This is a genomic window from Thiohalospira halophila DSM 15071 (assembly GCF_900112605.1).
GTDB classification, from domain to species: Bacteria; Pseudomonadota; Gammaproteobacteria; order Thiohalospirales; family Thiohalospiraceae; genus Thiohalospira; species Thiohalospira halophila.
In genome coordinates this window covers 81403-94586 of record NZ_FOMJ01000008.1, presented here as the reverse complement: position 1 = coordinate 94586, position 13184 = coordinate 81403, and the positions used below count along the sequence as shown (strand labels likewise).

The 13184-nt window shown below is 71.2% G+C and carries 11 protein-coding genes; 10 read left to right on the top strand and 1 reads right to left on the bottom strand.

Annotated features, from left to right (window positions below):
• The first annotated feature begins 4 nt into the window (after nt 1-4).
• The 9 genes from hslU (at nt 5) to BM272_RS11235 (ending at nt 8931) form a co-directional block, all read left to right on the top strand.
• Nucleotides 5-1318, top strand: coding sequence for an ATP-dependent protease ATPase subunit HslU (gene hslU, locus BM272_RS11275; protein WP_093428922.1), 1314 nt, complete (start codon nt 5-7; stop codon nt 1316-1318).
• Nucleotides 1319-1334: 16 nt separating this feature from the next.
• Nucleotides 1335-1754, top strand: a complete 420-nt coding sequence (locus BM272_RS11270) for a gamma-butyrobetaine hydroxylase family protein (RefSeq protein WP_093428891.1) — start codon at nt 1335-1337, stop codon at nt 1752-1754.
• On the top strand, nt 1751-2503 hold the full coding sequence (gene ubiE / locus BM272_RS11265) for a bifunctional demethylmenaquinone methyltransferase/2-methoxy-6-polyprenyl-1,4-benzoquinol methylase UbiE (RefSeq protein WP_093428890.1): 753 nt from the start codon (nt 1751-1753) through the stop codon (nt 2501-2503). The genes BM272_RS11270 and ubiE overlap by 4 nt, the downstream gene beginning before the upstream one ends.
• A gap of 2 nt (nt 2504-2505) precedes the next feature.
• Complete coding sequence (locus BM272_RS11260; protein ID WP_093428889.1) at nt 2506-2970, top strand: RDD family protein; 465 nt, start codon at nt 2506-2508, stop codon at nt 2968-2970.
• Entirely contained in the window at nt 2958-3581 is a 624-nt protein-coding gene (locus tag BM272_RS11255) for a ubiquinone biosynthesis accessory factor UbiJ (protein ID WP_093428888.1), read from the top strand. The genes BM272_RS11260 and BM272_RS11255 overlap by 13 nt, the downstream gene beginning before the upstream one ends.
• Nucleotides 3581-5239, top strand: a complete 1659-nt coding sequence (gene ubiB, locus BM272_RS11250) for a ubiquinone biosynthesis regulatory protein kinase UbiB (protein WP_093428887.1) — start codon at nt 3581-3583, stop codon at nt 5237-5239. The genes BM272_RS11255 and ubiB overlap by 1 nt, the downstream gene beginning before the upstream one ends.
• A 28-nt stretch (nt 5240-5267) precedes the next feature.
• The gene (locus tag BM272_RS11245) at nt 5268-6059 is read left to right on the top strand and encodes a M48 family metallopeptidase (RefSeq protein ID WP_093428886.1); all 792 of its coding nucleotides are present in this window, start codon (nt 5268-5270) and stop codon (nt 6057-6059) included.
• Between the two features lie 87 nt (nt 6060-6146).
• Nucleotides 6147-7175: a thioredoxin family protein gene (locus BM272_RS11240; RefSeq protein ID WP_093428885.1), complete on the top strand. Its 1029-nt coding sequence runs from the start codon at nt 6147-6149 to the stop codon at nt 7173-7175.
• Between the two features lie 250 nt (nt 7176-7425).
• A complete protein-coding gene (locus BM272_RS11235) occupies nt 7426-8931 on the top strand; it encodes a protein adenylyltransferase SelO (protein ID WP_240308114.1) in 1506 nt (501 codons plus the stop codon).
• A gap of 6 nt (nt 8932-8937) precedes the next feature.
• Here BM272_RS11235 and BM272_RS11230 read toward each other — a convergent pair whose 3' ends face one another.
• Nucleotides 8938-11028: a HelD family protein gene (locus BM272_RS11230; protein ID WP_093428884.1), complete on the bottom strand. Its 2091-nt coding sequence runs from the start codon at nt 11026-11028 to the stop codon at nt 8938-8940.
• A gap of 104 nt (nt 11029-11132) precedes the next feature.
• On the opposite strand from BM272_RS11230, the gene BM272_RS11225 reads away from it, so the two are divergent.
• Nucleotides 11133-13163, top strand: coding sequence for a UvrD-helicase domain-containing protein (locus BM272_RS11225; protein WP_093428883.1), 2031 nt, complete (start codon nt 11133-11135; stop codon nt 13161-13163).
• Nucleotides 13164-13184 lie beyond the last annotated feature (21 nt).

Genomic DNA, 13184 nt, shown 5'->3' with positions numbered 1-13184 from the left:
CCCCATGACCCCCCGCGAGATCGTCGCCGAGCTGGACAGCCACATCGTCGGCCAGGCGGAGGCCAAGCGCGCCGTGGCCATCGCCCTGCGCAACCGCTGGCGGCGGACGCAGGTGGACCCGGAGCTCGCCCCGGAGATCACGCCCAAGAACATCCTCATGATCGGTCCCACCGGCGTGGGCAAGACCGAGATCGCCCGCCGCCTGGCGAAGCTCGCCAACGCCCCCTTCGCCAAGGTGGAGGCGACCCGCTTCACCGAGGTGGGGTACGTCGGCCGCGACGTGGAGTCCATCATCCGCGATCTGGTGGAGTCCGCCGTGCAGATGGTGCGCGAGGAGGCCATGGCCGCCGTGCGCCACCGCGCCGAGGAGGCCGCCGAGGAGCGCATCCTCGACGCCCTGCTGCCGCCGGCCCGGGGCGGGGAGAGCGAGACCACTTCATCCACCCGGCAGAAGTTCCGCAAGAAGCTGCGCGAGGGCGAGCTGGACGACCGCGAGGTGGACGTGGAGGTCAGCCAGGCCGGGGGCGGCATGGACATCCTCACCCCGCCGGGCATGGAGGAGATGACCAGCCAGATCCAGTCCATGTTCCAGAACATGGGTAGCGGCGGTCAGCACCAGACCCGCCGCCTGCCGGTGGCCGAGGCCATGCGCCAGCTCACGGACGAGGAGGCGGCCAGGCTGGTCAACGAGGAGGAGATCAAGCAGCAGGCCGTGGAGCGGGTGGAGCAGCACGGCATCGTCTTCCTCGACGAGATGGACAAGGTCGCCGGCTCCCAGGACAAGAAGGGCGGCGCCGACGTCTCCCGCGAGGGGGTCCAGCGCGACCTGCTGCCGCTGGTGGAGGGGGCGACCGTCTCCACCAAGCAGGGCTGGGTGAAGACCGACCACATCCTCTTCATCGCCTCCGGCGCCTTTCACCTCTCCAAGCCCTCCGACCTCATCCCGGAGCTGCAGGGGCGGCTGCCCATCCGGGTGGAGCTGGACGCGCTGGGGACCGAGGACTTCGTCCGCATCCTCACCGAGCCGCGCGCGGCGCTTACCGAGCAGTACCGTGCCCTGCTGGCCGCCGAGGGGGTGGGCCTCACCTTCACCGACGACGGCATCCGGCGCCTGGCCGAGGTGGCCCGGGAGGTCAACGAGGGCACCGAGAACATCGGCGCCCGCCGCCTGCACACCATCATGGAGCGGCTCCTGGAGAGCCTCTCCTTCGAGGCCGCCGATCGCGGCGGCGATGCGGTGACCGTGGATCGCGCCTACGTGGACGAACAGCTCGGCGAGCTGGTCCGCGACCGCGATCTCAGCCGCTACATCCTCTGATCACGGAGGTTCCGGAATGAGCCAGCCGACCCCCACCGACATCCGCCTGCACCAGAAGTCCCACGTGCTGGAGGTCGCCTTCGACGACGGCAGCCGGTTCGAATTCCCCTGCGAATTCCTGCGCGTCTTCTCCCCCTCCGCCGAGGTCCAGGGCCACGGCCCGGGCCAGGAACGGCTGCAGTGGGGCAAGAAGAACGTCAACATCACCAGCGTCCAGCCGGTGGGCAACTACGCCGTCCAGCTCTACTTCGACGACGGCCACGACACCGGGATCTACTCCTGGGACCTGCTCTACCGCTTCGGCGTGAACCAGGACGAGATGTGGCAGGACTACCTGGCCAAGGTGGAGCAGGCCGGCGTCTCCCGGGAGCCGGTGGATGCCGGCGCCGGGGCGGTCGACGCCAACGCCCCCTACCAGGGAGGGAGCGGCGGATGAGCGAGGACAACGGCACCACCCACTTCGGCTACAAGGAGGTCCCCAAGGGGGAGAAGAAGCGCCGCGTCGCCGGCGTCTTCTCCTCGGTGGCGGCCAAGTACGACGTCATGAACGACCTCATGTCCGGGGGTGTCCACCGGTTGTGGAAGCGCTTCACCCTGGACCGGGCCGGCCTGCGCAAGGGCCAGCGGGTCCTGGACCTGGCCGGTGGCACCGGCGATCTGGCCGAGGCCGAGGCCCGGCGGGTGGGTCCGGACGGCGAGGTGGTCCTGTCGGACATCAATGCCGAGATGCTGGGCCACGGCCGCGAACGGCTGGTGAACGCCGGCCTGGCCGGGAATATCCAGTACGTCCAGGCCGATGCCGAGCACCTGCCCTTCCCGGACAACCACTTCGATCGCGTGACCATGGCCTTCGGCCTGCGCAACGTCACCGACAAGGAGGCCGCCCTGGCCTCCATCCACCGGGTCCTCAAGCCTGGCGGCCGCCTCCTGGTGCTGGAGTTCTCCAAACCGGTCCTGCCGGGGCTCAAGCCGGTCTATGACGCCTACTCCTTCGCCGCCCTGCCCTTCATGGGGCGGCTGGTGGCCGGGGACGCGGAGAGCTACCGCTACCTCGCCGAGTCCATCCGCATGCACCCGGACCAGAAGACCCTGGCCGGGATGTTCGAGGCGGCCGGCTTCACCGGCGTGACCTGGCACGACCTCACCGGCGGCATCGTCGCCCTCCACGTGGGGTACAAGGCCTGACCATGGCCGCAGTGGCGGGGGAGTGGGCCGGTTTCTGGCGCCGCGCGGCGGCGCTGGCCCTGGATGGCCTGCTGGCCGCCGCCCTGCTGCTGCCCCTGGCCGTGGCGACCCAGGGTGCTCTCTTCGAGGATTGGTGGCGGCGGCTGGTAGTGGACCTGGCCCCGGCCCTGGCCCTGGTGGGGTTCTGGCGCCTGCGCGGGGCGACGCCGGGCAAGCGGCTGATGGAGATCGCCGTCATCGATATCCGCGATGGCGGCGGGGTCAGCGTGGGCCAGGCCGTGATCCGCTACGTCGGCTACTTCCTCTCCGCCCTGCCGGTCTATCTCGGTTTCCTCTGGGCGGCGTGGGATCGGCGCAAGCAGGGCTTCCACGACAAGATCGCCCGGACCGGCGTGGTCCACCGCCCCGAGGACGAGTCCACCAAGGACCTCACCACGCTCATGCGGGAGGCGGGATGCACGAGCTGATACAGATGGTCGCCGCCGGCCTGGAGCGGGCGGCCAACGCCGCCCTGGCCCTGGATCCGGAGGCCGTCCACCGACTGACCCCGCTGGAGGGGCGGACCCTGGCGGTGGTGGTCAGCGGGACCGGGGCCACCGTGGCCATCACCCCCGTGGAGGGAGGCCTCGCCCTGGGTCTGGAGGCCGACCCGGCGGATGCCGATGCCGTGGTCACCGGCGCCCCCTTCTCCCTGCTGCGGCTGCTTACCGAGACCGGGAACGGCCCGGTCCACGAGGGGGCCGTGACCATCACCGGCGATACCGGCTTCGCTCAGTCCCTGAACGCCGCGCTGGCCGCCCTGGATATCGACTGGGAGGACCACGCCGCCCGCCTGGTGGGGGACCCGGTGGCCCATCGCGCCGGCCGTCTGCTCCGCGACGGCCTGGGCTGGCTGCGCGGCCTGGCCGAAACCGCCGAGGCCAATGCGGCCGAATACGCCCGGGAGGAGGCGGAGATCCTGCCCTCCGCGGGCCGCTACCGCGCCTGGTCGGCGGACGTGGCCCGCCTGCGGGATGATGTCGCCCGGCTGGAGGCGCGCCTGCGCCTGCTGGAGGAGCGCAACGGGGGCGGGGGCTGATGCTGCGACCGCGCCGCTGGCTGCGCCTGGGCGGGATCCTCTGGATCATGGGCCGCCACGGCCTGGACGAGCTGATCTACTCCCTGCCGGTGCTGCGCCGTCTGCGCTGGCTGCGTTATGGGACCCCCGGCTACTGGCTCCACGCCCGCCGCCCCCGCGGTGAGCGGCTGCGCTGCGCCCTGGAGGACCTGGGGCCGGTCTTCGTGAAGTTCGGCCAGATCCTCTCCACCCGGCGGGACCTGCTGCCGCCGGACGTGGCCGAGGAGTTCGCCCGCCTGCAGGACCGGGTGCCGCCCTTCCCCTCGGCGTCGGCGCGGGGCCTCGTCGAGGCGGCCTACGGTGAGCCGCTGGAGCAGGTCTTCGACCGCTTCGACGACGAACCCCTGGCCTCGGCCTCCATCGCCCAGGTCCATACCGCCCGGCTCCCGGAGGGCCATGAGGTCATCGTGAAGGTGGTCCGTCCGGGGGTCGAGGCGACCATCCGCCAGGACGTGGAGCTGATGTACTTCCTGGCCGAGCGCATCCGGCGCTACTGGTCCGAGGGGCGTCGGCTGCGGCCGGTGGAGGTGGTGGCCGAGTTCGAGAAGACCATCCACGACGAGCTGGATCTCCTGCGCGAGGCGGCCAACGCCTCCATGCTGCGGCGCAATTTCACCGCCTCGCCGCTGCTCTACATCCCCGAGGTCCACTGGCGCTACTGTCGGGGGAGTATCCTGGTCACCGAGCGCATCGACGGCATCCCGGTGAGCGATATCGAGGCCATCGATCGCGCCGGGATCGACCGCCAGGGGCTGGCCGAGCGCGGGGTGGAGATCTTCTTCACCCAGGCCTTCAGCCACAACTTCTTCCACGCCGACATGCACCCGGGGAACATCTTCGTCGCCGACGACGGCCGCTACATGGCGGTGGACTTCGGTATCATGGGGACGCTGAACCCCGAGGACCAGCGCTACCTGGCGGAGAACTTCGTCGCCTTCTTCAACCGCGACTACCGCCGGGTGGCGGAGCTCCACGTGGAGTCGCGCTGGGTGCCGGCGGATACCCGGGTGGACGAGTTCGAGGCGGCCATCCGCACCGTCTGCGAGCCCATCTTCGAGCGGCCGCTGTGCGAGATCTCCTTCGGCCACCTGCTCCTGCGGCTGTTCCAGGTGGCGCGGCGGTTCAACATGGAGGTCCAGCCCCAGCTGGTCCTGCTGCAGAAGACCCTGCTCGCCATCGAGGGGCTCGGCCGCCAGCTCTACCCCGAGCTGGACCTGTGGAAGACCGCCAAGCCCTTCCTGGAGGACTGGATGAAGGACCAGGTGGGCCCGCGCGCCTTCTACCACAACATGAAGCGCGAGGCGCCGCGGACCCTGGAGCTGCTGCCGGAGCTGCCGCTGCTCGCCCACCGGGCGCTCTCCCGCGCCGCCGCCCCGGCCCCCGAGCCGGCCGGCGCCGCCCTGGAGCGGCTGGAGGCCACCCAGCGCCACGGCCAGCGCCAGACGGTGGTGGCCATCGCCGGCGGTGCCCTGCTGGTCGCCGCCGCCCTGCTGGTCGACGGCGCCCCGGGGCCGGTCCTGGCCGGGGTCCCCGCCGCCGCCTGGGGCGCCGGAGCCGCCGGCCTGCTCCTGCTGGCCCGAGCCTGGCGACGCACCTCCCCGCCCGGCGCGGAGGCCTGACCGGCCCGGACGAAGAGGGATCCCCTGGATGCGCCATACCCTGGTTCGCCTGCTCTTCCTCTCCCTGATGGCTACCCTGGCTGCCTGCGCGACGGTCCCCGAGACCGGGCGCAGTCAGCTCATGCTCATCTCCCCCGCCCAGGAACGGGAGATGGGCCAGCGGGAATTCCGGCGCATGGTCGAGGAGCTGCCGGTGGAGAGGGGGACCGAGCGCGCCTCCCTGGTGGAGGATGTCGGGGAGCGGATCGCCGCTGTCGCCCCCCTGCCCGATGCCGAGTGGGAGTTCGTCCTCTTCGACCAGCCGGAGACCGCCAACGCCTTCTGCCTCCCCGGCGGCAAGGTGGGCATCTATACCGGGATCCTGGGGGTGACCGAGGACGAGGCCGGCCTCGCGACGGTCATGGCCCACGAGGTCGCCCACGCCGTGGCCCGCCACGGCGGCGAGCGCCTCTCCCGCGCCATGGCCCTGGACCTGGGGGCGACGGTGGTGGCGGGTGCCCTGGGCTCGGAGGGCCCCGGAACCCGGGAGGCGCTCCTGGGGGCCTACAGTATCGGCGCTCAGGTGGGCGTCATGCTCCCCCACTCCCGTGCCAACGAGCTGGAGGCCGACCGCCTGGGCCTGATCTACATGGCCCGCGCCGGCTACGACCCGCGCGCCGCCGTCGCCTTCTGGGAGCGGTTCCAGGCCGCCAAGGGCGAGGGCGGGGCACCGCCGGTCTTCCTCTCCACCCACCCCCCGGATGCCCAGCGGATCCGCGCCCTGCGCAAGCAACTGCCCCACGCCCTGGAGATCTACCGCTCGGTGGGTGGGCAGGTCTGAGTCCCTGCCCTGTTCATTCGCCCCGGCGGCTGCTATAGCTCGGTGACAGGCGGCGTTCCGTCGCCCGAGTCCCAGGGGGAAAGAGCCATGACCGCCCGACTCATCACCCTCTTATCGCTCCTCTTCCTCCTCCCCGGCCCCGTCGCCGCCGCGGAGGAGGGGGAGGTCCACGGGGCCGGGGACTTCCAGCTCCCCGGCTGGTTCAAGGTCTCCTTCCTCGACCTCCCGGCGGATCTCGCCGAGGCGCGGGCCGCCGATCGCGGCCTCATCCTCTTCTGGGAGCAGGAGGGCTGCCCCTACTGCGAGGCCCTCATCGAGACCAACTTCCACCAGCGGCCCATCGTCGACTACACCCGGGAGCACTTCGACGTGGTCGCCCTCAACCTCCGGGGCGACCGGCCGGTGACCGCCCTGGACGGCGAGCAGCTCACCGAGAAGGCCCTGGCGGAGCGCATGGAGGTCCAGTTCACGCCGACCCTGCTCTTCCTCGCCGGCGACGGCGAGGTGCTCCTGCGCCTCAACGGCTATTACCCGCCGGAGGAGTTCCGGGTCGCCCTGGAGTATGTCGGGGAGGGGGCCCACCAGGAGGTCGCCTTCAGCGACTACATGGCCGAGCACGGACCCGGCGAGCGCACCGGCCCCGGCGAACTCGACGACCAGCCCTTCTTCGCCGATCCGCCCCACGACCTGGCCGGTCGGGATGGCCCCGTTGCGGTCTTCTTCGAGCAGGGCCGCTGCCCCGAGTGCCGCCGCCTGCACGACGAGATCCTGGACGAGGAGCGCGCCCGGGAGCTCATGGCGCCCTTCCACGCCATCCAGCTCGACCGCTGGGGGGAGGCCGAGGTGGTGACCCCCGCCGGCGAGACCCGCACCGCCCGCGCCTGGGCGGATGAACTCGGCGTCGCCTACACCCCGACCATGGTCCTCTTCGACGAGGGTGGCGAGGTCATTCGCATGGAGTCCCACTTCCGCGGCTTCCACGTGCGCTCCATGCTCGACTACGTCGCCTCCGGCGCCTGGGAGGAGGAGCCGCAGTTCCAGCGCTATATCGACGCGCGCAGCGAGCGGTTGCGGGAGAAGGGGGTGGACGTCGACCTCTGGGAGGGCGGCGAGTAGGCTGGCCCTTAAGTAAGGGCGTCCGCCTATCCGGGGCGGTCGGCACAAGTCCCTGATCCCGGGTACGCCGTAAAGACATCCCTGTCGGCTCGACGGCAGCATCCCTGTTGCCGACGACCCGGGCTCAGGGACTTGCGCCGACCGCTGAGTCCCTTCCGGGCAAGTGATACGGATGCCCGGCCCTCCCCGCCGGGCGACAGACGTGGTAGCCTAAATCCTGAGTAAAACACTTGGGAGTTGTGCCGTGTCCATCGCCGAATCCGCCGAGCCGTCCGCCACCGGCCCCATCCCCTTCGCCGAGGGGCCGCGCCTGCCCGAGGGGTTCCACGCTGCCGTCGCGCCCACCCCGGTGGCCGATCCCGGCCTGGTGCGGGTGAACGACGAACTGGCCCGGGAGCTGGGGATCGACCCGGCGGCATTGCGCTCCCCGGAGGGGCTGGCGATGCTGGCCGGGAACCGGCTCCCCGAGGGCGCCGAACCCCGGGCCCTGGCCTACGCCGGCCACCAGTTCGGCAACTGGGTGCCGCAGCTCGGCGACGGCCGCGCCATCCTCCTGGGCGAGGTGGTGGACCGGCACGGCATCCGGCGGGACATCCAGCTCAAGGGCGCCGGCCCCACCCCCTTCTCCCGGGGCGGCGACGGTCGTGCCCCCATCGGACCGGTGGTGCGGGAGTACCTCGGCTCGGAGTTCATGGCCGCCCTGGGCGTTCCCACCACCCGGGCGCTGGCGGCGGTGACCACCGGCGAGCCGGTGCGCCGGGGCTGGGCGGTCCATCCCGGCGGCATCATCACCCGGGTGGCGGCCAGCCACGTCCGCGTGGGGACCTTCGAGTACTTCGGCCGCCAGGGCGACGTCGAGAGCGTCCGCACCCTGGCCGACTACGTCATCCACCGCCACTACCCGGAGGTCGCCGAGGCGGAGGAGCCCTACCCGGCGCTCTTCTCGGCGGTAATCGCCCGCACCGCGGATCTGGTGGCCCACTGGATGGCCGCCGGTTTCATCCACGGCGTCATGAATACCGACAACCTCGCCCTGGCCGGCGAGACCCTGGACTACGGCCCCTTCGGGTTCCTGGACACCTACGCCGCCGATACCGTCTACAGCTCCATCGACACCGGCGGCCGCTACGCCTTCGACCAGCAGCCGGTGATGGCCCGCTGGGGGCTGACCCGGCTGGCCGAGTGCCTGCTGCCCCTGCTGGAAGAGGAGAGCGAGGCCCGGGTGGGGCGTGCTCGGGCGCTGCTGGACGAGTTCCTGCCGCGCTTCGAGACGACCTGGCGCGGTCTCATGGCCCAGCGGCTGGGGCTTGCCGAGGTCCGCGAGGGCGACGGCGAACTCATCCACGACCTCCTCCAGGCCATGGCCGATGGCCGGGCCGACTACCACCTCACCCTGCGCGGCCTCGCCGACCTCCCGGATACCGCCGGCCCCGCCGATGCCGCGGTGGTGGATCGCTTCAGCGAGCGCGACGCCATCACTGCCTGGCTGGCGCGCTGGCGCGAGCGGCTGGCGACCCAGGGGCACCCCGAGGCGGACCGCCAGGCCGCCATGCGGGTGGTGAACCCGAAGTTCGTCCTGCGCAACCACCTGGCCCAGTGGGCGGTGGATGCCGCCACCGAGGAGGGCGACTTCGAACCCATGGAACGGCTGCTGGCGGTGCTCACCGATCCCTTCGCCGAGCACCCCGGCGAGGAGGAGCTGGCCCGCCCGCCCCGCGACGAGCAGCGCGTGGAGCGGACCTTCTGCGGGACCTGAGCCGGCCTACGCCGCCGGCCCGATGAGCGGCGTCACCGCCCCGGTGTGGGTGAGTGTGAGCCGGTGCATGGCGCGGGTGCAGGCGACGTAGAGGAGGTGGCGGTCGGTCTCGCTGGCGTAGTTGTCGGCGCTGGCCATGGGGACGACGACGCGGTCGAACTCCAGCCCCTTGGCCAGGTGGGCGCTGCAGATCAGCACGCCGTGGCCGAAGGTCCCGGTCTCCTCGTCCACGAGCTGGGCCTCCAGCCCGGCGTCGGCGAGGGCCTTGTGGACCTGGCGGGCCTGGCGCTGGGTTCGGGTGATCACCCCCAGGTGGTTGTGGTCGGAGGCGAGGAACTCCTCCACCGTCCGGCAGAGGGTGGCGTTCTCCGCCTTGCGGTTGCGGCAGGCGATGATCTCCGGCTCCTCGCCATGGCGCTCCAGCGCCTCCAGTTCCGGGTCGGGGAGGATGCGCTGGGCGAAACGGGTAATCTCGTAGCTGGAGCGGTAGCTCTTGGTGAGCTTTACTCGCACCGCCCCGCGGAGGGCGCGCTGGATCTCGGCGGAGTCGGAGGCGGTGACCGGGTTCACCGCCTGGCTGGCGTCGCCGAGGATGGTCATGTTGCAGGCGAAGAGCCGGCCCAGCACCGCGTACTGCACCGGGGTGTAGTCCTGCATCTCGTCGACGATGAGGTGCTTGATGTCGCGCCAGCGGGAGTTCATCCCCTCCAGCCGCAGCTTGAGGTAGATGAGGGGGAAGACGTCGGCGTACTCCAGCCGCCCCTTCACCGGCCGGAAGAGGTCCGGCTCCCCCAGCCACTCGAAGAAGCCCTTGTAGGTCTCGCGCAGGGTCGACTGCTGCACCATGCCCTTGATCTTCTCCCGCAGCTCCCGGCGCTCGCCGGGCTCCAGGTCGACGTTGTACTCCAGCCCGATCTTGCGCTCGATCTCGTGGGTCACCTGGCGGACGCGCTCGGTGGTCCCCAGCCGGCGGTGCTTGCGGAAGGTCTCCTCCAGCAGCCAGCCGGGGACGTAGCGCCGCGCCACCCAGATGTCCTCGGCGGCGAAGCGCCGGGACTCCACGTAGCCGGCGTACTCCCCCAGCCGGTCCAGGAACTCGGTGGAGGACTTGCGCGCCACCCGCTCGCGCATGGCCGGGTCGTCGCGTTCCAGCAGCGCCGTGGTCTGCTCGAAGAAGCTCTGGAAGCGGTATTCCCCCTCCAGCAGCTCGTGGGCGAGCTGCTCCATGCCGACCTGATGGACCGCCTCCTCCCCCAGCTCCGGAAGGACGTCGGCGATGTAGTCGGAGAAGACCCGGTTCGGGGAGAGGATGAGGATGTCGTCGGAGCTCAGGCTCTCCTTGTAGTGGTAGAGGAGGAAGGCGATGCGGTGCAGGGCGATGGAGGTCTTGCCGGAGCCGGCCACCCCCTGGATGACCAGCACCGGCGCGTCGGCATCCCGGATGATGGCATTCTGGTCGCGCTGGATGGTGGCGACGATGTTGCGCATGCCCTCGTCGGAGGAGCGGGCCAGCTCCTCCTGGAGGACCTCGTCGACGACGTTCACCGAACTCTCGATCATGAATGCCATCTCGCCGTCGCGGATGCGGAACTGCCGCTTGCGCAGGACCTCGCCCTCCACCGCCCCCTCCGGGGCGTGGTAGGTCGCCGGACCGGTCTCGTAGTCGTAGAAGAGCGAGGCGATGGGCGCGCGCCAGTCGTGGATGACGTCCTCGCCGCTGTCGTCGTCGTGAAAGTGGTGGATCCCGATGTAGACCGGCTGCCCCTCGCCGCCGGCCGGGGCGAAGTCGAAGCGGCCGAAGTAGGGGGCGCGGCGGAGCTTGGCCAGTCGCCGCTGGCGCTCCTGCACCGCCTCGCCGGTGGCCGCCGCCCGCTCGATGGACTCCCGGGTGGAGACCTTCTCGGCGTGGTCCATGTCGGCGCGGCCCTCCCAGAGGTACTCCTTCTGCTGCTGGACCTCGCGGGCGTAGTCGTTCAGCCGCTGCTCGATGGTCTGCAGGGCGCGCTGGAGCTGCCGCTTTACCTGCTCCAGGTGGCGGCGCTCGTACGTCTCGGCATCCTCCGCGGCGGTCTCGGTTACCGGTTCATCGCTGGCCATGGGCTCGCTCCGGCGGGCGGGAGCGCGGATTATCCCCAAGCGACGGCGGGCCGGTCAAAACCGGCGCTTCCCGCGGGCCCCGCCCGGCGCGGTACAATGACTGCATGACCGACGCCAATCCCCTCCAGGGCCTGAATCCCCCGCAGCGCGAGGCCGCCCGGCACGTGGACAGCCCCCTGCTGGTCCTCGCCGGCGCGGGCTCCGGCAAGACGCGGGTGATCACCGCCAAGATCGCCTACCTGGCCAACCAGTGCGGCCTGCCGGCGCGCAACATCGCGGCGGTGACCTTCACCAACAAGGCGGCGCGGGAGATGAAGGCCCGCGTCTCCGGCCAGCTGAACAATGCCCGCGGGCTGCGCGTCTCCACCTTCCACACCCTGGGGCTGGATATCCTGCGCCACGAGACCGGCGCGGTGGGCCTGCGGCCCGGTTTCTCCATCTACGACGCCAGCGATGCCCAGGCCCTGGTGCGCGACCTGCTCCGCCGGGCGAATACCGACGACGACCTGGCCCAGGCGGTGGCCGGCCGGATCAGCCGCTGGAAGAACGACGGGCTCACCCCGGAGGCGGCCGCGGCCGCCGAGCCGGAGGACCCGGCGGACATCGCCGCCGCCCGGATCTACGCCGAGTACACCCGCCACCTGCGCGCCTACAACGCCGTGGACTTCGACGACCTCATCGGCCTGCCGGTGTGGCTGTTCGAGAACGACGCCGAGGCGCTGGCGCGCTGGCAGCAGCGCATCCGCTACCTGCTGGTGGACGAGTACCAGGATACCAACGCCGCCCAGTACCGGCTGGTGCGGCTGCTGGTGGGGGAGCGCAACGGCCTCACCGTGGTGGGCGATGACGACCAGTCCATCTACGCCTGGCGCGGTGCCCGGCCGGAGAACCTGGAGCAGCTGCGCCACGACTACCCGGACCTGCACGTGGTCAAGCTGGAGCAGAACTACCGCTCGGTGACCCGGATCCTGCGGGTGGCCAACCACCTCATCGCCTACAACCCCCACCTCTACGAGAAGCGACTGTGGAGCGAGCTGGGCACCGGCGACCCCATCCGGGTGCTGGAGACGCGCAACGAGGAGCACGAGGCGGAGCGGGTGGCCTCGGAGCTCATGCACCACCACCTGCGTCTCGGCAACGACTGGCGGGACTACGCCATCCTCTACCGCGGCAACTACCAGGCGCGCGCCTTCGAGAAGGCGCTGCGCGAGTACGACATCCCCTATACCCTCACCGGCGGCCAGTCCTTCTTCGCCCATACCGAGATCAAGGACGTCATGGCCTATCTGCGGCTGCTGGCCAACCCGGCGGATGACGCCGCCTTCCTGCGGGTGGTGAACACCCCGCGCCGCGGCATCGGCGCCACGACGGTGGAGAAGCTCAACTACTACGCCCGGGATCGCGAGGTCACCCTGCTCTCCGCCTGCTTCGAGATGGGCCTTACCGCCCATCTGGACGAGCGCGCCGTGGAGAAGCTGCGCGGCTTCGCCGAGTGGATCGCCGACCTGGTGGAGGAGGCGCCCCGGGAGTCGGCGGCCAACCTCACCCGGCGGCTGCTGGCGGCCATGGACTACGAGACCTGGCTCACGGATACCTCCAAGAGCCCGGCCCAGGCGGAGCGGCGCTGGGGCAACGTCACCGAGCTGACGGCGTGGATGGAGCGGCTGGCCGAGCGCGAGGACGGCCCCGAGGAGCTGGGGGAGCTGGTCCGCCACCTGACCCTGGTGGACGTCCTCTCCCGCCAGGAGGACGACGAGGAGGGGCCGGACGCGGTGAACCTCATGACCCTGCACGCCGCCAAGGGGCTGGAGTTCCCCCACGTCTTCCTGGTGGGCATGGAGGAGTCCATCCTGCCTCACCACTCGGCGGTGGACGGCGATACCGTGGAAGAGGAGCGGCGGCTGGCCTACGTGGGGCTCACCCGGGCCCAGCGCTCCCTGACCCTGACCCTGGCGCGCCAGCGCCAGCGCGGTGGCGAGAAGGTGAGCTGCGATCCCAGCCGATTCCTGGAAGAACTGCCCGAGGAGGAGATCCACTGGCCGGGGCGCGACGGCGCCGAGGAGGACCCGGAGGAGCGCAAGGAGCGCAATCGCTCCCGTCTGGCCGCCCTGCGCGGGATGCTCGACAGCGAGTAGCCCGGGCCGAGGCCCCGGCTG